Raw genomic sequence first — 20594 nt, forward strand, 5'->3', positions numbered from 1 at the left:
ACGGAACTTTTTTTCGGCGACTTTGGTATTGATCTTGGACGCTTACGGGACGATGCAAACAGTTGAAAATACCGATATTATGGGAAAGAAAGTAGCCGACCAGCTGGTCGAAACCATTTGCCGGGCGGGTATCCGCCGCATCTACGCCGTGACGGGCGACAGCCTGAACGAAGTCAACGACGCCGTGCGTCGCGCCGGAACCGTCCGGTGGGTCCACATGCGCCACGAGGAGAGCGGGGCTTTCGCGGCTGCGGCCGAAGCCGAACTCAACGGCATTGCCTGTTGCGCGGGCAGCAGCGGTCCGGGGCACGTCCACCTGATCAACGGACTCTACGACGCCCACCGGAGCAACTGCTCCGTGCTGGCCATCGCTTCGACCTGCCCGTCGGATCAGTTCGGCACGGGCTATTTCCAGGAGACCGATCCGATCCGTCTTTTCGACGATTGCAGCGGTTACAACCAGATGGCCGTCACTCCCGCGCAGTTCGCGCGGATGCTGCCTGCCGCATTGCAGCACGCCGTCCACAAGCGCGAGGTGGCCGTAGTGGGACTTCCGGGCGACGTGGCGGCCAGCCCCTGCGCCGAAAGCCCCGGAGCCTCGGGACCGCTGCCGTCGCATGGCATTTACCGTCCGCTCGACGGCGAGCTGCGGCAGCTGGCCGAAATGATCGGTTCGGCCGAACGCATCACGGTCTTCTGCGGCATCGGCGCCCGCGAAGCCCACGACGAGGTCGTGCGGCTCGCCGCGATGCTCAAGGCTCCCGTGGCATATACTTTCAAGGCGAAGATGGAGGTGCAGTACGACAATCCGTATGAGATCGGCATGACGGGCCTGCTGGGCCTTCCTTCGGCCTACGGAGCCATGCACGAATCGGACCTGCTGCTGTTGCTGGGCACGGATTTCCCCTACGACTGTTTTCTGCCCTCGGAGTGCCGCATCGCGCAGGTGGACATCCGACCCGAGCGCATCGGCCGCCGCGCCCGGGTCGAACTGGGGCTTGCCGGGGATGTGAAGGACACTCTGCAGGCCCTGCTTCCGATGCTGCGCGAACGTTCCGACCGGACGTTCCTCGACCGTCAGCTGAAAATCTACCGCGCCTTGTGCGACGACATGGCGGCCGTGGCCTCGAAGCGGGGGAGTACGGGCAATATCGCCCCCGAATACGTAGCGACGCTGATCGACTCGCTGGCTTCCGACAGTGCGATCTTCACCGTCGACACGGGTATGTGCTGTGTGTGGGGAGCGCGTTACCTGCGCGCCACGGGCCGCCGCCGGATGCTCGGCTCGTTCAACCACGGCTCGATGGCCAATGCCCTTCCCATGGCCATCGGCGCGGCTTTCGCGCGGCCCGGACAGGAGGTCGTGGCACTGTGCGGCGACGGGGGACTCTCGATGCTGCTGGGCGACCTGGCGACGATCGTGGAGTATAAGCTCCCGGTGAAGATCGTCGTCTTCGACAACCGTTCGCTGGGGATGGTGAAACTGGAAATGGAGGTCGCTGGACTTCCCGACTGGCAGACCGACATGTGCAATCCCGATTTCGAGGCCATTGCCCGGGCCATGGGCATCCGTGGATTCACGGCGGATGCGCCCGACAGCGTAGAGGCGGTGCTGACCGAGGCCTTCGATACCCCGGGTCCCGTTCTGGTGAACGTCCGGACCGACCCCAATGCGCTGGCGATGCCCCCGAAGGTCGAGTTTGCGCAGATGAAGGGCTTTGCGCTGGCCATGACCAAACTGATTCTCTCGGGCCGAGCCGACGAGGTCGTCGCTACCGCCAAGAGCAATCTGAAGCACCTCCGCGAACTGGTCTGACCGTTGCGGGATTCGCCCTTCTGCCGGTTCTCCGGACGGAAGGGGCCTGCCCCGTGTGTCTCTGCGCGCTCCGGTGTTCCCGTTCTCCGAAGGCTTTACCCGTTCTCCGTCCGGAAAACCCTGCCCCGTGTGTGTGCCTGCGCGCTTCGGTGCTCCCGTCTTCCGGAGGCTTTGCAGTCCGGTGTGCTCCGCCGTTTCCCGGCAGGGGAGGCTACTCTTCCGGCGTGGGGGCTTCGTCCGTCCGGTCGGTATAGAGAATCCCGTCGAGATGGTCTGTCTCGTGCTGGAAGATTACGGCCGTGAATCCGTCGATCGTCTCCGTCTTTTCGGCGAACAGCTCGTCGCGGTAGCGCAATACGATCCGCTGCGCCCGCACCACCGTGCCCGCGAGTCCCGGAACCGAGAGACATCCCTCCCGTCCCGGGGCGGTTTCGGCCGACGATTCGACGATCTCCGGGTTCAGGTAGAATTCGAACGGTTCGCCGGGCTTGTCGAAACGCTGCACGGCGATCATCCGCCGGAGAATCCCCACCTGCGGAGCGGCGATGCCGACGCCCGTGTTCTGCGGGTCCTGCACCGTTGCGAGCATCCTGCGGCGCAGGACGGCATAGTCGTCCGTCCGGAGCATCCGCCCGGTCACCGGAGCGGCCTTTTGACGCAGGACGAGCGAGTCGGCCGGGTCTCCGACGGTCAGTACGCGCATGATTTCGCCCTCCCCGGCGTGAATGATCCCCTTCTCTGCGGCGCTGAACCCTCCGGAACACCCGGTGAGCGCCAGTGTCGCGGCCGCGCAGGCCGCCAGTATCGTTTTCTTTTCCATGATGGTCGCTGTTCCTGCAAATATACCTGTTTTCCGGATATTCGCCCGGTTTTCCCGGATAACGAAAAAAACGGAGATCATTTAGACCTCCGTTTCCTTCCGTAGCGGGTCCGAGACTTGAACTCGGGACCTCATGATTATGAATCATGCGCTCTAACCAGCTGAGCTAACCCGCCATTGCTGAAAGCGAGTGCAAAGGTAATAGAAATTTTCAATCGTGCAAAATCTTTCGGCAAAAAAACGCTGTAAAATTTGCGGTTTCGGGTTGTGGCATTGATTTTGAACGTACTACGGAAAAAACCGTAATCTATGTCTCTTACTCAATCTGCGCGTGCCGGAATCCGTGATACGCTCGGCGTCGTCAAACTCATTGCCGGACTGGTGCTCCTCGTGGCTATCTCCTGGGAGATCATTGCCGGCGACCATGTCAACATGTCCCGCACCTACCTTGCGATCCAGTTCATCGTCTGCCTCGTTTTCCTGTGCGATTTCTTCGTCCGCTGGGCCGCTGCCGAGCGTCCTGGCCGTTTTTTCTGGCGTAACCTGCTGTTCCTGCTGCTTTCGGTTCCCTACCTGAACATTCTGGCGTGGAGCGGCGTCCGCATGACCCACGACTGGGGTGTGCTTGTGGGCCTTATTCCGCTGCTTCGGGCCTTCCTGGCCATGGTGATCATCGTGCGGTGGCTGGTCTCCGAAAACAAGATGCGGAGGCTCTTTTTCGCCTATATCTTCACCGTCGTCGTCTTCACCTATATCTCCGGGCTGGTGTTCTACGACTACGAGGTACTCGTCAATCCCAAGCTCCACGGTTTCGGCAATGCGCTCTGGTGGGCGTGGATGAACGTCACGACCGTCGGTGCGGAGATTTTCCCCGTCACGGCCGTCGGCAAGGTCTTCTGCGTGCTGCTTCCGTCGCTGGGCATGATGTTCTTCCCGATCTTCACGACCTACGTCCTGCAGGAATATACCCATAAAAAGGAGGAGTAGCCTTCTGCAAAAAGTCCGGCCGATAAGGCCGGACTTTTTCGTTTCGGGATTTCCCTCCCCGCTTATTTCTTCTGTTCTTTCAGCAGGTCGCGGATTTCGGTGAGCAACAGCTCCTCCTTCGTCGGTGCGGGCGGTTCGGGAGCGGGGGCCGGCGCCTCTTCCTTTTTCTTCATCAGCCGGTTCATCAGCTTGACCATCAGGAACACGCAGAGCGCCAGGATCGTGAAATCCACGCACTGCTGGATGAATGCGCCGTAGTTCCAGTAGATCGGCTCCGCGGCGGCGGCAGCCTGCGCGGGGTCGGCTCCTCCGATCACCATGTCGCCCACGGAGTGCATGGCGTTCGACGTCACGTCGCGGACCTTCGAGATGTCGAGCCGCAGCTGCGAGAAGTCGGTGTTTCCGATCAGCGCGCCGATGGGCGGCATCAGGATGTCGTTCACGAGCGACGATACGATTTTACCGAATGCGCCGCCGATGATCACACCGACAGCCATGTCCATTACGTTGCCTTTGAGGGCGAACTCCTTGAATTCTTTGAAAAATGCCATATCGTTTAAGGGTTTGATGTTTTTAAGTAGTAGCAAAAATAGCTGTTTTTTCCGGAAATCCAATAAAACGTACGATCTTCCGCATCCTGTTTTCGGGTTTATAAAATCCGTGCCGACCGGCCTTCGTGTCCGTCTTTTTTTATACCTTTGTAATCCGAACCCAAATACACGTCATGACTCCTGCCGCCGTCACCGCCACCGTCCTGGGCTACATAGCCGTCCTGTTCGCCATCGCATGGGCTTCGGGCCGCCGCGCCGACAACGCCGGCTTCTTCACCGGCAACCGCCGCACCCCGTGGTACATGGCGGCTTTCGCCATGATCGGCGCCGCGATGTCGGGCGTGACTTTCATTTCGGTTCCCGGCTCCGTGGCCGCCGACTCGTTTTCCTACATGCAGATGGTCGCGGGTTTCACGGTGGGGCAGCTGGTTGTGGCTTTCGTCCTCATTCCCACGTTCTACCGCCTGCGTGTGGTCTCGCTCTACGAGTATCTCGACGACCGCTTCGGCGTAAGCTCCCACCGCACCGGGGCGTGGTTTTTCTTCATTTCGAAGATGCTGGGCGCCGCGCTGCGCGTCTATGTGGTCTGCGCCGTGATGCAGCTGCTGGTCTTTTCGCACTACGGCTTCCCGTTCTGGGCCAACGCCCTCGTCACGATGTTTTTCGTCTGGCTCTACACCCGGCAGGGCGGCGTCAAATCGCTGATCTGGACCGATACACTCAAGACTTTCTGCCTCGTGGCGAGCCTCGCGCTGTCGATCGTCTTCATCGTGCGGGGACTCGGCCTCTCGTTCGCCGACACGGTCCGCGAGGTCTCCGCTTCGCCCATGTCGCGCATTTTCTTCTTCGACGATCCCGCTTCTGACCGCTATTTCTGGAAGATGTTCGCCGCGGGCATCGTCCTGCTGGTGGCCATGACCGGACTCGACCAGGACATGATGCAGCGCAACCTGAGCTGCGCCACGCCGCGCGACTCGCAGAAGAACATCGTGCTGACGGCCGTGAGCCAGATTTTCGTCATCTTCCTGTTCCTCGTGCTGGGCGTGCTGCTCTATTTGTATATGGAGCGCAGCGGTATGGCCGCACCCGCCAAGAGCGACCAGGTCTTTTCGCTGGTAGCCGTCGAAGGAGGACTGCCGCTTGTCGTTGGCATTCTGTTTGTTGTAGGTCTTATTTCAAGTACTTATTCAGCTGCCGGGTCGGCCCTTACGGCCCTCACGACCTCCTTCACGGTGGATATTCTCGAAGGCACGAAACGTTATGGCGACGCACGCCTCACGCGCATCCGCCGCGGGGTCCACGTGGCGATGGCGCTTTTGATGGCCGGGGTGATCCTGGCCTTCGAGTATTGGGCCGACGACAGCGTCATCAATCTGGTCTACAAGGTCGCCAGCTATACCTACGGCCCGATTCTGGGCATGTTCGCCTTCGGGATGTTCACGCGCCTGAAGGTCCGCGACCGCTGGATGCCGCTGGTGGCCCTCGCGGCTCCGGCGTTGAGTGCGCTGGTGCAGTGGTGGGCGTTGAAGACCTGGGGCTATCAGATTGGTTTCGAACTGTTGATTTACAATGCCGCCTTTACGATGGTCGGCATGTTATTGCTTGCAAAACACCATGAAAAATAGAATTTTATACCTTCTAATCTCACTCTTTGCTTTAAGTGAAGTCTCCGCCGCGGAAATCGGTTCCGCGACGCGGCAGGAGATCGGCCGGACCCTCTCGCGCATCGTTTCGCGCGAGGTGTCGGGCGGTTACCAGAAGCCGGAACCGATCACCGTGCGCGTCCAGGCCGTCAAGGCCTCGCGCGGCCGGGTGCGGATCTATGCCACGGCGGGGCTGGCCAACTATCCCTTCCGCGAGGACAACCTGCGGGCCATGCGCGACTCGGTGCGCGCCCTGCTGCCGCATGAGTTCCGCAAGGCCTCCATCGAACTCTATACCGACAACCGCGAGGTCTCCGAACTGATCCCGCTGGCCTGCCGCAACGCCGCGCAGGTGCGCAAACTCGTCGACAAAAAGAGGATCGTCCTCTTCACCAACCGCTCCGGGCGGCCGCTCGTGACGCGCCTTTCAGCTCCCGAGACTCCCGCGCGGGGACTTTCGGGACGCCATATCGCCCTGTGGCAGAGCCACGGACGCTATTTCGACCAGACGGAGAACCGCTGGAAATGGCAGCGTTCGGCGCTCTGGCAGACCTGCGAGGACCTCTATACGCAAAGCTACGTTTTGCCCTACCTGGTTCCGATGCTCGAAAACGCCGGGGCGTGCGTGCTGCTGCCTCGCGAACGCGACGTGCAGAAGCACGAAGTGCTGGCCGATAACGACAATGCCGGGCAGTATGCGGAGGAGGGGGCGTGGGAGAGCGGCGGCACGGGCTTCGCGCACCTCCGGCAGGTTTACCTTACGGGCGAAAATCCCTTCCGCGACGGCACGACGCGCCGTGCGCGCACCGTGACCGGCGGGGCCACGAGCCGTGCCGTGTGGCGTGCCGACATCCCCGAGCGGGGCGAATACGCCGTCTACGTGAGCTACGAATCGACGCCCGAAAGCGCCGACGACGCGCATTATACGGTCCGCCACCTCGGCGGCGAGACCTCGCTGGCTGTCAATCAGACGATGGGCGGCGGGACGTGGATTTACCTCGGGCGCTTTCCGTTCGCCGCCGGACGGCAGGAGGTCGTGACCCTCACGAACCGTTCGCGGAAGGACGGGCGCATCGTTTCGGCCGACGCGGTGAAGATCGGCGGCGGCTACGGCAACGTGGCCCGCACGCCCTGCGACTCGCTGCGTCTGCCCGACATGGAGTATACCGCGGAGACCAGCGGTTACCCGCGTTTCTGCGAGGGTGCGCGCTACTGGCTCCAGTGGGCGGGATTTCCGGAAGAGGTCTACACGCCGAAGAACCATACCGACGACTACAAGGACGACTACATGTCGCGCGCCCATTGGGTCAATGCCCTGATGGGCGGTTCGGAACGCCTGCCCGACTCCGCGGGACTGCGCATTCCGGTCGACATGGCGCTGGCGTTCCACTCCGACGCCGGGGTGCGCGACGGCGACGGCATCATCGGCACGCTGGGCATCTTCTTCACCCGCGAGAACAAGGGCAAATTCCAGGGCGGGGCCGACCGCTACCGTTCGCGCGACCTGACGGACCTCGTGCAGACACAGATCGTCGAAGACATCCGCCGCACCTGCGAACCCGACTGGAGCCGCCGCGGGATGTGGAACCGCGCCTATTACGAAGCGCGCGTGCCGGGCGTCCCGACGATGCTGCTCGAGCTCTTGTCGCACCAGAATTTCGCCGACATGCGCCTGGGGCACGACCCGCGGTTCAAGTTCCTCGTGAGCCGCGCGGTTTACAAGGGTATCCTGCGCTATATCAGCTCGCAATACGGTTTACCTTATGTAGTGCAGCCGCTGCCGGTCGAGGCGTTTGCCGCGGAATTCGCCGGTGACGGCGAGGTCGCGCTCTCGTGGAGTCCGGTGATGGACCCGCTCGAAGCGACCGCCGCGCCGACGGGCTATGTGGTCTACACGCGCGTGGACGACGGCGGTTTCGACAACGGCCGCTATGTCGACAAACCCCGCCTGACCGTCCGGCAGGAGCCGGGACGCATGTACGCCTACCGGGTCACGGCCGTCAACGAGGGCGGCGAGAGCTTCCCGAGCGAGACGCTTGCGGCCTGCCGCGTGCCCGACGAAAAGGGCTGCGTGCTGATCGTCAACGGGTTCGACCGTGTGAGTGCCCCGCAGAGCGAACGGAGCGATTCGCTGGCCGGATTCCGCATGGACCTCGATGGGGGCGTTGCGGACCGGCAGGACATCGCCTTTATCGGAGCGCAGCGCGTCTTCGACCTCGCGCAGGCCCGCTGCAACGTCGACAGCGTCGCCCTCGGGGCCTGCGCGTGCGACTGGGAGACCGACGTGATCGGCGGCAATACGTTCGACTATCCGGCCCTGCACGGACGTTCCGTCGCGGCGGCGGGCTACTCGTTCTGCTCGGCGTCGGCCCGGGCCGTGGAGCGGGGCGAGGTGTCGCTCGAAGCCTATCCGGCCGTCGACCTGATCCTGGGCAAGCAGCGCACCACGCCGCTGGGCCGCGGGGTGTGCGAACCGGCTTTCCGGACCTTCCCGCCGGAGTTGCAGAGCGCCCTGCGGCGTTACCTGGCCGGCGGCGGAACGCTCTTTGTGTCGGGAAGCTACGTGGCGGCCGACCTTTGGGCCGAAGGGGCCCCGGAGGAGGGGCGCGCGTTCGCCCGGGAGGTGCTCCGCATCGACTCCGACGGGGGACATCCTTCGGAACGCGGACGGGTGCGGGTCATGACTTCGAACACGTCGTTTTCACGCGGCGAATACCGCTTCAACACCGAATACCGCCGCGACCGTTACATCGTCGAGCAGGCCGATGCGCTGAAACCCGCAGGTGCGGGCGCTTTCGCCGTGATGCGCTACGACGACAACGGCCGCACGGCGGGCGTGGCCTGCGACGCCGGAGGACGGACTTTCGTCATGGGTTTCCCCTTCGAGTCGCTCCCCGACAGCGTGCAGCGCGACCGGCTGATGCGCGACGTGCTGCGATTCCTCCTGAAGCGGAATGATAAATAAATTGTATAACCGATTAAATCATTTAGAGTTATGTCGTTGGAACAGCAGATTTCGAAAGGAATCATGGAGGCCATGAAGGCCAAGGACACGGTGCGCCTGAGCGCGCTGCGCAATGCGAAGAAATACATCATCGAGGCCAAGACCGCAGGTCCGGAGATCGCCGAACTGCCCGATGCCGACGTGCTGAAGATCATCTCGAAGCTCGCCAAGCAGGGGACCGACTCGGCGGCGATCTTCTCCGAGCAAAACCGTGCGGACCTGGCGTCGGAGGAGCTGGCCCAGGTGGCCGTTTTCCAGGAGTTCCTGCCCAAGCAGCTCACCCCGGAGGAGCTGACCGCCGAGGTGAAGGCCCTGATCGCCGAGGTCGGCGCCACGTCGATGAAGGAGATGGGCAAGGTGATGGGCGTGGCTTCGAAGAGGCTCGCGGGCCGCGCCGACGGCAAGGATATTTCGGCCAAGGTCAAGGAGCTGCTGGCTTAAAATGCACCTGCTGGAACATCTGCACCGCAATGTGAAGACCGTCGCCATGCCGATGGCCATGGTTGTCGGGGCGCTGCTGTGCCGTCCGATCTCGGCGCTGGAGGAGCTTTCGGGGCAGATGATCACCCCGACGCTGATTTTCCTGATGCTGTTCGTCACCTTCTGCCGCGTGAAGCCCAGCCAGATGAAGCCTTCGATGCTTCACGTGTGGCTGCTGCTGTTTCAGACGGTGGTCTGCATCGGGGTTTTTCTGCTGCTGCGGCCGCTGAACGTCATCCTGGCGCAGGGAGCGATGGTCTGCGTGCTGGCCCCCGTGGCGATGGCCGCGGTGGTCATCGGGGGTATGCTGGGGGCCAACGTCGCCACGATGGCTACGTACAGCCTGCTTTGTAACATGGCCGTCGCGCTGCTGGCGCCCGTGATTCTGACCTTCACGGGAACGGGGGCGTGCACCTTCGCACAGATCCTGGCCCGCATCGCGCCGCTGCTGGTGATGCCGTTCGCCGCGGCGCAGTTCTGCCGGCTGGTCATCCCCAAGGCGGCGAAATGGGTCGGCGACCACAGCCAGATTTCGTTCTATATGTGGCTGGCGTCGCTGCTGGTCATCATCGGACGCACGACGGCCTTCATCCTCGACCTGCACGACGCTTCGCTCTCGACGGAACTGTGGCTGGCCTTCGCCGCGCTGGCGATCTGCCTCGGGCAGTTCAAGGTGGGGCGCATGCTGGGCCGCCGTTACGGCGACGCTCCTGCGGGCGGCCAGTCCCTCGGGCAGAAAAACACGGTCCTCGCGGTGTGGATGGCCCAGTCGTTCCTCGACCCGATCTCCTCGATCGCCCCCACGGCGTACATCGTGTGGCAGAACTTCGTGAACAGTTATCAGATTTATAAAAAGGATAGAAAAACGGCGAAAAATCAAACATAAACCACTAAAATACAGCTATTTATATTTGATTGAAGATTTTTCTATTGTTTTTGTAATTTCCCCATCAAAGCCGATAATTGCCCGATATTTGTTACTATTTTGTTACTCAAAATACGGTGCTAACAAAACAAATTCGCTATATTTGCCGTTGAAGTAATAAACAGGAGCGGTATGGCGAAGCAGAAACAGACGGTCAAATTGAAGGAGCCGGTGCGAATCCGGTTCAAGCAACTGTCCAACGGAAACCAATCCATCTATTTGGATTACTATACGGGTGACGTAATCCGCAAGGAGAATTATGTCGGCGGCAAACGGAAGTACGAGTTTCTGAAACTATACCTTATCCCCGAACGGACGAGGGAGGATAAGGCGAAGAACGAGGCGACGCTCGCCCTTGCCAAAGCGATTCAGAGCAAGCGGATCGTCGAGGTGCAGAACGATGCACATGGATTCCAAAATACGAACAAGTCCAAAGCGAACTTGCTCGACTATTTGGAGGGTATCGGAAAGCAGTCCGCCGGGCAGGGGAGTACGAACTATGCCCGCACGGTGCTCAATACCGTCCGTGCGTTGAAACTGTTTCGTGGCGATTACATCGCTTTTCGGGACGTCGATAAGGAATTTCTTTCGGAGTTTACCGACTACCTGCGGCAGATGCCGAAAGCCAGCAAATACGGCGTATTGAAAGCCGGAGGTCGGTTGAGCAATAATTCGGTCGTGTCCTATTACGGTACGCTGCGGACGGCCATCAATCGAGCCTACAAAGAGGGTATTATAACCGTCAATCCTACAAAGGAGTTCGATTTTGCATCTAAAGTGAGACAAGAACCGAGCAGGCGAGAATATTTGACAATCGAGGAGTTGAAAATATTGATAAATACCGATTGCCGTCACGAGATCATTAAACGGGCTTTTCTGTTCAGTTGCTTGTGCGGGTTGCGGGTCAGTGATATTCGGAAATTGAAATGGAGCGATTTGCAACACAGCGGCGAACGTGTCCGCATTGAAATCAAGATGCAGAAGACCAAAGAACCGCTTTACCTGCCGATTTCCGACGAAGCGTTGAAATGGTTGCCGGAGCGCGGTGACGCGAAAGATAGCGACTTCATTTTTCCGCTGACGCACGAGGGAACGGTGAACGACACGCTGCAACATTGGGCGAAAGTCGCCGGAATAACCAAACATATCTCGTTTCATGTGGCCCGTCATACCCATGCGACAATGATGCTGACTTTAGGTGCGGATTTATATACCGTTAGCAAATTGCTCGGTCATAAGAATATCGCCACGACACAGATTTATGCTAAAATCGTGGACAAGAAAAAAGAGGAGGCCATCGGATTGATTCCGAATCTGACTGAGTAAAGTAAAGACCAAACGTGCGGACAATAATTCGCACGTTTTTCTTTTTCGTCCGTTTTTCCTATCTTTATAAACGGATTTTAATAGGAAAGCTATGGACGTTTTGGCGCTGAAACCCCAACTCGACGGGATACAGGAGTTGTTCAACCGTTGTATCAATCATGCCTATCGGGTATTGACGGATCGTATTACGGATTTGGATCATGAACAAATGCGGGAGTTGGAACGGCAGGAATATATCCGCACAGCCGACGAATTGGCAGAGTTGTATTTGCGTCATTCCGTTCTGTCCGACATTCGATATTGCTATTCAGATGTTGCGTTTCTTTGGGAAAGCAGCTTTTTCGAGGCATTGAATGCCGACGAAAAGAAGAAATACCGCACCTTTTCTCTGTCGTCGTTCGATTACTCCCGCTACGAACGTGAGCCGACGATTTATGATGTTTCTTTGCCTTATTTTTCGGTGGTAGTACGAACCGTCGTGCTGGAGCGATATGCTGCCTATTTGGGCGATCGGAAAAGGGCCGAATGGCATGCGAAGGAAAACCGGACGACAGATGCCGAATTTCCGCCTAAAGCCGTGCCGCCTATCGCAGAAACGGATAATCCGTTCGATTCGATATTGACCGAACCGCAAGTTGCGTTTTTGGCGGAGGCCGTGAATGATGTGAAAATGTTCAATGTGTCGCTGACGGCCGATGATCTGGCAGCGATTCTTGCGGGGAAGCCCCATGCGATCGTGCGGTCGAACAACAATCGTCTCGTTGCCTTCTTTTTCTCCGGATTGAGTAGTCGCGGATTGATAACTCCGAACTGGCAGTCCGTGATCGCCAACTACAAACTCTTTCTCTCGAAGGATAGGAGCCGCGATAAATATATCAACCAAAGCGATTTATCGACAGCGACCAACTATATCCGCGATGTGGGTGCGGAGGGGAAATATGCAACCATCGAGAAGTATCTCAAGCAAGTGAAAAAACTTTAAGAACAGGTTGATGTTTTAAAGATCGGTCAATCCGCTATCAAGCTAATCGTCAATACCTTCGCCGCCGTAACTGTTACAAAGTACACGGAGGGCATGCACTCCATTTGTTTTATTTCAAATTGATTTAGTTATGGAGAAGAGTATTGAAATGCGGGTTGAAGAACTCGAAAAGCAGGTGTTTTGCACCAAAAACGTGTTGAGCTTCGAGGAGGCGAGCCGTTTTCTGAATTTATCCAAAAGCTACCTTTACAAATTAACGTCAGGCAATCTGATTCCCCACTACAAACCGCAGGGAAAGATGCTCTATTTCGAGCGTGAGGAGTTAGAGGCGTGGTTGCGTCGGAATCCGATTAAAACGCGGGCACAGATCGAGGCCGAAGCACAGCAATATGTACTCGGCCGCACCTCGAAGAAGAAGTAGCGATGGGTGCGCAACGTGATTCTGATTCGGTTCCAGCATCCTCATGGCGATCTGCCCGTCTGTTTGTAACGGACGAGTTTGCGGCGCCGCCCGTAATTTTGCGGGTGGATGATTCGGTCGTCGGGACTTTGGGGAATTTCAGCGCTTCTACGGGTAAGGCAAAGAGCAAAAAGACGTTCAACGTTTGCGCGATTGTGGCAGCGGCCATGACAGGCGGCACTGTGTTGAACTATTCGGCCTCTTTGCCGCCGGAGAAGCGCGGAATACTCTATGTGGATACCGAGCAGAGCAAGTTTCATTGCAAGCGAATGTTGAGCCGGACTTTGCGTCTTGCGGGGCTGTCTGCCGAGGTGCATCCGGCGTGCTTGGAGTTTCTGTGCCTGCGCGGTTTTGCGACCAAAGACCGGCTGAAGAAGATCGAGGAGGCTATTTATGACATCGATGGCCTCGGCTTGGTTGTGATCGACGGTATCCGCGACCTGGCGCACGACATCAACAGTCCCGGCGAATCGACTGACCTGATTACGAAACTAATGCAATGGACGGACGAGCGGAAAATACATATCCACACCGTTCTGCACCTGAACAAAGGCGACGACAACACGCGCGGACATTTGGAACAGAACTGAATAACAAAGCTGAAACCCTCCTGCAAATCACAAAGGACGATTTCGACTGGGATATAAGTTTCGTTGCGGCCATGCATATTCGGGATTTGGATTTCGAACCGTTCGCCTTTCGCATCAACGCCGAAGCTCTGCCCGAACTGGTCGAGGGCTATCAACCCCGACAAACGGGCGTGGCTAAAGGATTCGATTATGCCGAGGTCAGCGAAGCCAAGCACCGCGAGGCATTGCAGTTGCTATTTTCCGAAGCCGACAGGGTTTCCTATGCGTCGCTTATCGGTAAGTTGCAGAACAGTTATGCCGCTATCGGTCATTCGTTCGGTATCAACAAGGCCAAACAACTGAAGGTCTTTCTGGAAAACAAGCGGATGATTGTCAAAGAGGATAAATTCTACCGCTACAATCCCGATTTCCATTATTGATGTCCTTAAATCGGTTTAGTTCGATACGGGGGTATATAGATCTAAACCATTCTAAACCGGTACGGTGGGTTAAACCACTGTCCGTACCGTTCTGCGAATTTCTATTTCACTGATTTATTGACATTATTATGATTGACATACATCAAATTAAACAGTTTTCTATCCGCACCTATCTTTCTCGCCGGGGCATCCAGTCTACGAGGGAGAACCCCCGTTGCGGTTTCTATCTTTCACCGCTTCGCTCAGAACATACGCCGAGCTTCAAGGTGGACTACGCACAAAATCTCTGGTACGACCACGGCACAGGCGAGGGCGGCTCGATCATCGACCTTGTGATGCGGTTGGAGAATTGCGACTTCACGCAAGCCGTGCAATCCCTCGGTCGCGATGAAATAAAACCGATATCATCCGTCGCTCCGGCTTTGGCGACTCCGACCGTCCCTGCACTGCGCATACTCTCCGATTCCCTTCTTCGGCATCCGGCCTTGCTCGGTTATCTGAAAGAACGGGGTGTTGATCCGGCTATCGCCAACGAGTATTGCCGTGAGGTACGGTATGCCGTCGGCGATAAGACCTATTTCGCCATCGGCTTTCGCAACGATGCCGGAGGGTGTGAATTACGTTCCGAACGGTTCAAAGGGAGCAGTACGCCCAAGAACATAACCACCATCGACAACGGCAGCAGTACGATCATGGTGTTCGAGGGGTTTATGGACTTCCTTTCCTATCTCTCATTGAAAGGGAATGTGCATCCGAGCTGCGATACCGCCGTGCTGAACACTGTCGTCAATCTGCCGAAAGCCCTTCCGTTTCTCGAACGCCATGCCGTTGTCCATACCTTTCTCGACAACGACGAGGCCGGACGGAAAGCGACTGCCGAGATCGTCCGCCGATGCTCCCGGAGCCAAGTGGTCAAGCAAGCGTTTTACCGCGACCACAAGGATGTGAACGAGTATCTGCAAGCGCGGATCAAGGAGCAGCAACGCCACGCTCCGGCACCCAAAACACCCCGGCAATCCGGGCCCAAGCCGCGACGATAGTGTTTTGCGGTTTTGTATTGCAAGACGTCAGTTTGTGGTCACAAGTGTCCCCAAACTGCACCTTGCCCCGCTCCCTGTCGGTCGGGGAGTCGGCGGGCAATCACTTCGTTCTCGACCCATTCTATTTATTTTCCACAGACACCAAGACAATGAAAACAAGAAAGCATAACACCGCCGTATCCCGAAGCGCCGTCATCAAATTCCGGTGTTCGGTCGGCGAAAAGAAAATCATCGGGCAGCAGGCCGCCGCTTCCGGCAAGAACCTTTCGGAGTTCTGCCGGGGGCAAGCCCTGCATGGAAAGATTTACGCCGCCCGGAAGCTCTCATCCGAAGAGAAGCAATATTTCATCCTACTCAAAAGTCACAATCTCGGCTTCACACGGATTACCAACCAAAAGCCCGCGACCCGGAATTATACCGGGAGATCAGGGTGTTCCTTGCCGAATCGAAAGCATTGTATAACCGTTTCTTTTAAACAGACGCAAGATGATAGCCAAAGGAAAAGCTATCGCCCACGGCGGCAATGCCATCGAGTATGTATTACGCGAAGGCAAACTCGGCCGAATTATAGCAACCAATCTGTTGGGCAGCACCGATCCGGGCGAGATACGCTTCGAATTCGAGATAGTCAACCGCCACAACGAGCGGTGTAAGAATAAGTACCTGCGCTTCGAGATCGGCATCGCCCCGCAGGACGAAACGAAACTCCGGCCGGGCGACTTGCTGAACATCGTGCGGTCGTTTGCGAACAAAATGCACCTGGGCGAACACCAGTGAATAGCCTGCACACACAAGGACACCGATAATCTGCACATCCACCTCGTCGCAAACCGCATCGGGCTGGGCGGCGAGGTTTACGACACGACCTTTATGAGCAACCGCTCGGCAAGGGCGGCCGAGGAGATCAGTCGCGAGATGGGGCTGACCATCGCCAACGACGTACATAAGCTAAAACAGCATCGGGCCGAACACGCTAATCCCACACGACAGACGGTTAAAGAACAGTTGCAGCGGATCGCCTATGGAGAATTAGGCCGCGGCCATAACGACATTCGGGATTTTCTGGCGGCGTTGCGCAAACAAGGCGTCCGAATAATCCCAATGGAGAACAAACAGGGAAAGACATACGGCCTGCGGTTCAGCTATGCCGGGCAGACGTTCAAAGCCTCGGAGATCGGACGCGAGTTCGGCTGCCGTTCGCTGCTCAACCAGTTCAGGATAACTGCCGAGGGGCAGAAAGGCATAAGCAAAGTGCCGCGTTACCCGATACGGCGGCAAGCGCCGGAACCACCGCAGCAGCGACACGAGCAGCACCAAGCCCAGAGCCTCGGTGCGTCATTGATCGAAGGAGTGGCCGACGCGATCGGAACAATGATGACACCCTCGACCAGCGACTACGATCCGACACTTGCCGAATGGTACGAAATGCTGAAACGCAAAAAGAAAAAGAAGAAAGCGCATGGAATCTCAAGATAGAAAACCCCGCAAACGGCGGGAACGCGAGGAGATCGGCGGGCAGGTATTGGCCAACAACCTGATCGGCGAGATCGACCGGCTGGAGAAAGTCGGGGAGCAGGCCGAAAGAACGGCAGCAATGTACGGCCGGATGTTCGAGGATATCAAATCGACCGTACTGAAAGTCGATACCGCCACCCTCGATGCGAAGACGGAAGAGTTTGCCGACGCACTGGAACAGCAAGCCAAACGAGTTCGGACGACTGTCCGGGCACTCAAAGGGGCGATGTGGCTGCTGATCGGGATGCTGTTCCTCGTGTTCGCCGTCGGATACTGCTTCCTCGAAGCCCGGCCGTAGGAAGCCCGGTAGAAATCAGTTCGGACGACAACGCCTGTCCCCGCAGATTTTTTGCGGGGACAGGCGTTGTCGGTGGCATCCGGCGGCGGAGCCGGGGAGGCGCGGGCAGATAAAGCCCGCACACCCCGGCTGTGTGTCGCCTGCTGCCCGGCTTCAGAAGGCCAGCACGGCACGGACGTAATGCGCATCCTTTTTGGGAGACGTCGATCTACTTTTATCGCTGAATCTTGTACAGTTGGCATTTGTCTTAATGGACGCAGTTTCCGTACTCTCCCAATAGTAGTCGTTTATAAACTCCCTGCCTCCGGCTTTGGTGAACGCGGCGTTGAGGGTGGTGGCCATACCGAGGTCAGCGTTGAGGTTCAGCGTTCCGAGGGCCATGACGCGCATCTCATAAAAACCGGGGAAGTACCAGCCGCTGCATCCGTCGGGCGTGGCATTGGCATCGGCTTTGGCATACTGTTCCACGGCGTCGAGGGCTTCGGTGCGCTGGCCTCCGGCGTCGCGGTACCATTGGAGGAGGCGGGTCATATTGTAACCGTAACCGCTGTCTGACCACTGCATCAACTTCTTTTCCTTTTCATGTCCGGTGGCCGGATAACCCCTGAACCACTCGTGCGTGAAATCCTTGCTCGTAGAAGACCACGGTATTTTCGTGTCCGCGACATCCGTGAGCGCCACCACCAGCCCGTGCGTGCACGCGGGATGCTCGTGCATCAAGAGGTGGTCGCCATCCGTCCAATGATAGCTATCGCCATTGCCGTTGATTTTCTCGCCCACCCAGAAGACGACGCCGAGGCAGTCATCCTTCACGTTTTGGGGCATATCACTGTTCTTGTAATGCTCCTGTGGCAGGACGGTGCCGTTCTTCATGTAGAAGTCGCCTTCCGCGAGCGGACGTTCCGTAGTGGTCTCCGCGCCGCCGTCGATGGTGTAGGTTTTATATTTGCCACGGAGGTCATCTTTCCTGGGAATCTCAATATCGAACTTGCGCTCCACGGATCTGGAATCGTAGTAAGAGCAGCCCGTTATTTTCTTCACATCACCCGAGGGGTTTGTTATGTAGCGTGCCGTGTGAGGATTTTCCATCCAGAAGTTGGGCACGTGGGCAACACCCGTGTAAAGGTAGTAGCTTTTCGTCTGCTGGTTCCCGCTGATTTCCTCGGTGTAGGTGCTCTTGATATACGGCAGGCGGACGATGTTGAGCTGCATCTGATGCTCCATCTTGAAACTGAGTGTGGAGCCGGGGGTGCCGTCCGTGCGGGTAGCGACCTCGCCACGTGCCACCATGAGGTCGGAGGCGGCGTAGTCGGCGTAGGTACTCTGGTCGTCCTGGGGCTTCCAACTGCCGATAAGCCTATGGAAGAACTCCGGGGCGGTGGCGGCGGGCAAGCCGTCTGGATTGGTTCCGTCAAGCTCGTTGCCACTCATATCCGCCTGATAGGGATAATAGGCAAAGTAGAGGATGTCGCGCCCTTTGGCGGGGTCGTATTTCAGCTCGGTATCGGCGGGGAGCGTCCATCTGGTGCCGTCGTAGGTGAGGCAGAGATTGGAAGCGGTTATTCGCAAGTCGTTCAGGTTGCCGGGGCCGTACACCTTGGCGTCCGCGACGTACAGCCCGATTTTGTCGCCCTTGGTAAACCCGGTGGCAAAGCCGTTCTCCACGGCGCGGGTGACGGGTGCGCCGTTGTCCGTCGCGGCATTGGCGGCGGAGGCTTCCGGGGCGTATGCTCCGTCGGTGACGATGATGGTGAGCGGGGCGGCAGGGTCGGTGGCGTTGCCCGGGGCAGCATCATCGAACGTGTCGTCGCGGGTGCAGGCTGCTGCCAGCATCAGGAGCAGGAGCAGCACCGCAGTCCGGTATAAGGATTCTGTTCGTTTCATAGGGAATGGATTTAATTGGTTGTATTGATATCGGTGTTGCCGCCGTCACCCCACTCGTTGATGTCAGCGAGTTCGATGCCAAGCGAGCCGTTATTCATCTTTACATTATAGGTATAGGAATAGCCCGCGCGGAGTTCGCGTGTGCTGCCGTTGTCCGCGTTCTCGGGAAAGTCGATAGTTCCCGTGTAATCCACACCGTTCATCGTGATTTTAATATTTGCACCATTTGCCTGTTGCGGGAAAACAATCAGCGTGGAGGACATCCCGCTTGCGTTGTTGGAAACGGACAGCGTTAAATTTCCTGTCGCTGTCCCTGCTGTCGCGCCTGTCTTGGTATTGAATGTACCCTCCAACGCGAGGTCGTTGATAGTGTACTCAAGGTTGCTAAGCGAGGCGATGCCATTGCCCGGTAGGAAATTAAGTATAATGCGGGACATGCAATGCTTGAATTGGAACTTCACGTTGGGGTTTGCCGAGCTGGCGGTGGCAGTGGCGAAAAGGTAGTCTATCAGCGGCTGCCCGTCGGCGGTCTGGTCGGCGTCAGTGATGCTTTTGCTGATGATGCCATTTGCACCCGGAGCCGTGCCGGTCTCTCCGTTGAAGGGATAGTAGGCGGTAAACGTCGCGCTCCTTTTGTCCTGGAAGTAGATGTCATTGTCTTCTCCCGGGCCGTTGTTCACCACGGTGAACTTGCCGTCGCCCGCCGTGGTGACGTATTTCACATGTATATACTCCACTAGTCCCGTTCTTCCGCTTACACCGATGGCGTCGTCTGCCGCCCATGCCGTGCCTGCTGCACGGGTAGCCATGTCGTCGATGGTGGACGTGATGCGTGCCGCCACGGGTGCGTTATCCACTGTGTTATCACTCTCTTTTTCGCATCCTCCCGCGAGGATGGCTACCGCTGCCACGAGGGCCGCGAACCGGATTTGGTTTACTGATTTCATAATTTCTTTTGTTTTAATGTGTATATTCATTTTTTATCTGTTATTGATTACATATTCGCGTCCACGTCGCTGCCGTCGCCGTTACCCGGCTTCCAGTCGATGATGGTTCCGTCCGGTTCTGCACCCACGGGAGCGTAAAGGCTGCCCGTAACGGTGAGCGGGGTGAGTTTGTCCGCGTTGAAGTTGCGGAAAATGTCGGTCACGTCGGCAATGGTTTCCGTCCGGTTTCCGTCGGAAAAGGTGAGGGTCGTCACAATCTGTTGTTTCGCTCCCGTGGCTATTCCCACCGTCCATAGATTGGCGGTGAGCTTGTTGTCTTTGCGGACAAAGGACAACATCACGGAGGCGGAATTGCCGGTTACTTCGCCCGTTCGCAGGTCGATAGATGCCGCCACACCGTCCAGACGGGCTTCGATGGCGGTGATTCGTTCCGGGTCGCCGTCAGTGACGGTGAACGTGAAGCGCACTTCGCGCATCCGTTGCTGCATGGCAAGGGTTACCCGTGCCGTATCGTCAGCCAGCACGTGAGCCGTTGCCACGCCGGAGAAGAGGACGCCCGCGTCGGGGACGAGCAGCGTGCCGTCCGCCCCGGTGTTGACCGTAGCAATGCCACCGTCCGCGCTGACGCCTGCCGGGAGATTATAGGCAAGCACTTCCACGTCGCCCGGCTCAAAAAGTCCGGGCAAGGTGAACGCCGCCCCGTTTGCCGTGGTCGTCGTGCCGGACGCTTCCACGCGGTATTCGGTGGGAACCGCCACACCTTCGCCGCGCTGCGACCATTCCGTAACCCCCGTTACAATGCCGTGGTCGGGATGCGGTGTGTTGTAGATCGGGTCTTTCACGTCGCAGGACGTTAAAAGAAGTCCCGCGCACCCCAGTAAGGTAATGATGCTTGTTGTTTTCATAT

At 57.9% G+C, this 20594-nt stretch carries 16 protein-coding genes, 1 tRNA gene and 3 pseudogenes; 14 read left to right on the plus strand and 6 right to left on the minus strand.

Translation table 11 applies throughout. The features are described 5' to 3' along the window. The first annotated feature begins 79 nt into the window (after nt 1-79). On the plus strand, nt 80-1816 hold the full coding sequence (locus ACGHP5_RS14040) for a thiamine pyrophosphate-dependent enzyme (protein ID WP_390567316.1): 1737 nt from the start codon (nt 80-82) through the stop codon (nt 1814-1816). Nucleotides 1817-2027: 211 nt separating this feature from the next. Here the strand turns inward: ACGHP5_RS14040 and def are convergent, their stop codons facing one another. Next, complete coding sequence (def, locus tag ACGHP5_RS14045) at nt 2028-2636, minus strand: peptide deformylase (RefSeq protein WP_290533908.1); 609 nt, start codon at nt 2634-2636, stop codon at nt 2028-2030. Between the two features lie 102 nt (nt 2637-2738). Continuing rightward, nucleotides 2739-2812 (minus strand) — tRNA-Met (locus ACGHP5_RS14050). A 133-nt stretch (nt 2813-2945) separates the two neighbouring features. Between ACGHP5_RS14050 and ACGHP5_RS14055 the strand changes: the two genes are divergently transcribed. After that, nucleotides 2946-3623, plus strand: coding sequence for a potassium channel family protein (locus tag ACGHP5_RS14055; RefSeq protein ID WP_290533907.1), 678 nt, complete (start codon nt 2946-2948; stop codon nt 3621-3623). A gap of 62 nt (nt 3624-3685) precedes the next feature. Here the strand turns inward: ACGHP5_RS14055 and mscL are convergent, their stop codons facing one another. Next, on the minus strand, nt 3686-4174 hold the full coding sequence (mscL, locus tag ACGHP5_RS14060) for a large-conductance mechanosensitive channel protein MscL (protein ID WP_337772886.1): 489 nt from the start codon (nt 4172-4174) through the stop codon (nt 3686-3688). 173 nt (nt 4175-4347) lie between these two features. Between mscL and ACGHP5_RS14065 the strand changes: the two genes are divergently transcribed. The 12 genes and pseudogenes from ACGHP5_RS14065 (at nt 4348) to ACGHP5_RS14120 (ending at nt 16856) form a co-directional block, all read left to right on the plus strand. Continuing rightward, nucleotides 4348-5799 carry a sodium:solute symporter gene (locus ACGHP5_RS14065; RefSeq protein ID WP_337772889.1) on the plus strand — a complete coding sequence of 484 codons (1452 nt, stop codon included), beginning with the start codon at nt 4348-4350 and terminating at the stop codon, nt 5797-5799. Then, a complete protein-coding gene (locus ACGHP5_RS14070; protein WP_390567319.1) occupies nt 5789-8782 on the plus strand; it encodes a xanthan lyase in 2994 nt (997 codons plus the stop codon). The genes ACGHP5_RS14065 and ACGHP5_RS14070 overlap by 11 nt, the downstream gene beginning before the upstream one ends. Nucleotides 8783-8812: 30 nt before the next feature. After that, nucleotides 8813-9262: a GatB/YqeY domain-containing protein gene (locus tag ACGHP5_RS14075; protein ID WP_290533903.1), complete on the plus strand. Its 450-nt coding sequence runs from the start codon at nt 8813-8815 to the stop codon at nt 9260-9262. A 1-nt stretch (nt 9263) separates the two neighbouring features. Continuing rightward, a complete protein-coding gene (locus ACGHP5_RS14080) occupies nt 9264-10187 on the plus strand; it encodes a transporter (RefSeq protein ID WP_390567321.1) in 924 nt (307 codons plus the stop codon). Nucleotides 10188-10358: 171 nt separating this feature from the next. Further along, complete coding sequence (locus tag ACGHP5_RS14085; RefSeq protein ID WP_337756136.1) at nt 10359-11552, plus strand: site-specific integrase; 1194 nt, start codon at nt 10359-10361, stop codon at nt 11550-11552. A gap of 91 nt (nt 11553-11643) precedes the next feature. Beyond that, nucleotides 11644-12534 (plus strand): hypothetical protein, encoded by an 891-nt coding sequence (locus tag ACGHP5_RS14090; protein WP_390567323.1) that lies wholly within the window; start codon nt 11644-11646, stop codon nt 12532-12534. A 130-nt stretch (nt 12535-12664) separates the two neighbouring features. Continuing rightward, nucleotides 12665-12955 (plus strand): helix-turn-helix domain-containing protein, encoded by a 291-nt coding sequence (locus ACGHP5_RS14095; protein ID WP_337756134.1) that lies wholly within the window; start codon nt 12665-12667, stop codon nt 12953-12955. 2 nt (nt 12956-12957) lie between these two features. After that, nucleotides 12958-14003, plus strand: a pseudogene (locus ACGHP5_RS14100) (AAA family ATPase). 128 nt (nt 14004-14131) lie between these two features. Beyond that, nucleotides 14132-15043 carry a toprim domain-containing protein gene (locus ACGHP5_RS14105; protein WP_337756133.1) on the plus strand — a complete coding sequence of 304 codons (912 nt, stop codon included), beginning with the start codon at nt 14132-14134 and terminating at the stop codon, nt 15041-15043. A 149-nt stretch (nt 15044-15192) separates the two neighbouring features. Further along, nucleotides 15193-15348: pseudogene (locus ACGHP5_RS14110) on the plus strand (plasmid mobilization protein); the annotation flags it as partial. A 181-nt stretch (nt 15349-15529) separates the two neighbouring features. Beyond that, nucleotides 15530-16519 (plus strand): annotated as a pseudogene (locus ACGHP5_RS14115) (relaxase/mobilization nuclease domain-containing protein). Then, the gene (locus ACGHP5_RS14120) at nt 16503-16856 is read left to right on the plus strand and encodes a hypothetical protein (RefSeq protein WP_337756131.1); all 354 of its coding nucleotides are present in this window, start codon (nt 16503-16505) and stop codon (nt 16854-16856) included. The pseudogene ACGHP5_RS14115 and the gene ACGHP5_RS14120 overlap by 17 nt, the downstream one beginning before the upstream one ends. Before the next feature lie 153 nt (nt 16857-17009). Here the strand turns inward: ACGHP5_RS14120 and ACGHP5_RS14125 are convergent, their stop codons facing one another. The 3 genes from ACGHP5_RS14125 to ACGHP5_RS14135 are packed head-to-tail and all read right to left on the minus strand — an operon-like array spanning nt 17010 to nt 20592. Next, entirely contained in the window at nt 17010-18740 is a 1731-nt protein-coding gene (locus tag ACGHP5_RS14125; RefSeq protein ID WP_337772900.1) for a fimbrillin family protein, read from the minus strand. Between the two features lie 11 nt (nt 18741-18751). Next, nucleotides 18752-19687, minus strand: a complete 936-nt coding sequence (locus tag ACGHP5_RS14130; protein ID WP_390567327.1) for a fimbrillin family protein — start codon at nt 19685-19687, stop codon at nt 18752-18754. A 47-nt stretch (nt 19688-19734) separates the two neighbouring features. Further along, nucleotides 19735-20592: a FimB/Mfa2 family fimbrial subunit gene (locus ACGHP5_RS14135; RefSeq protein ID WP_337756128.1), complete on the minus strand. Its 858-nt coding sequence runs from the start codon at nt 20590-20592 to the stop codon at nt 19735-19737. Nucleotides 20593-20594 lie beyond the last annotated feature (2 nt).

The sequence above is a fragment of the Alistipes sp. i18-0019-D1 genome (genome assembly GCF_042852885.1).
Lineage (GTDB): Bacteria > Bacteroidota > Bacteroidia > Bacteroidales > Rikenellaceae > Alistipes.

Coding starts and splice junctions, on each gene's coding strand:
- ACGHP5_RS14040 (WP_390567316.1), top strand. CDS start 80: ATGGGAAAGAAAGTAGCCGACCAGCTGGTCGAAACCATTTGCCGGGCG.
- ACGHP5_RS14105 (WP_337756133.1), top strand. CDS start 14,132: ATGATTGACATACATCAAATTAAACAGTTTTCTATCCGCACCTATCTT.
- ACGHP5_RS14075 (WP_290533903.1), top strand. CDS start 8,813: ATGTCGTTGGAACAGCAGATTTCGAAAGGAATCATGGAGGCCATGAAG.
- mscL (WP_337772886.1), bottom strand. CDS start 4,174: ATGGCATTTTTCAAAGAATTCAAGGAGTTCGCCCTCAAAGGCAACGTA.
- ACGHP5_RS14095 (WP_337756134.1), top strand. CDS start 12,665: ATGGAGAAGAGTATTGAAATGCGGGTTGAAGAACTCGAAAAGCAGGTG.
- ACGHP5_RS14135 (WP_337756128.1), bottom strand. CDS start 20,592: ATGAAAACAACAAGCATCATTACCTTACTGGGGTGCGCGGGACTTCTT.
- def (WP_290533908.1), bottom strand. CDS start 2,636: ATGGAAAAGAAAACGATACTGGCGGCCTGCGCGGCCGCGACACTGGCG.
- ACGHP5_RS14055 (WP_290533907.1), top strand. CDS start 2,946: ATGTCTCTTACTCAATCTGCGCGTGCCGGAATCCGTGATACGCTCGGC.
- ACGHP5_RS14085 (WP_337756136.1), top strand. CDS start 10,359: ATGGCGAAGCAGAAACAGACGGTCAAATTGAAGGAGCCGGTGCGAATC.
- ACGHP5_RS14080 (WP_390567321.1), top strand. CDS start 9,264: ATGCACCTGCTGGAACATCTGCACCGCAATGTGAAGACCGTCGCCATG.
- ACGHP5_RS14125 (WP_337772900.1), bottom strand. CDS start 18,740: ATGAAACGAACAGAATCCTTATACCGGACTGCGGTGCTGCTCCTGCTC.
- ACGHP5_RS14120 (WP_337756131.1), top strand. CDS start 16,503: ATGGAATCTCAAGATAGAAAACCCCGCAAACGGCGGGAACGCGAGGAG.
- ACGHP5_RS14065 (WP_337772889.1), top strand. CDS start 4,348: ATGACTCCTGCCGCCGTCACCGCCACCGTCCTGGGCTACATAGCCGTC.
- ACGHP5_RS14130 (WP_390567327.1), bottom strand. CDS start 19,687: ATGAAATCAGTAAACCAAATCCGGTTCGCGGCCCTCGTGGCAGCGGTA.
- ACGHP5_RS14070 (WP_390567319.1), top strand. CDS start 5,789: ATGAAAAATAGAATTTTATACCTTCTAATCTCACTCTTTGCTTTAAGT.
- ACGHP5_RS14090 (WP_390567323.1), top strand. CDS start 11,644: ATGGACGTTTTGGCGCTGAAACCCCAACTCGACGGGATACAGGAGTTG.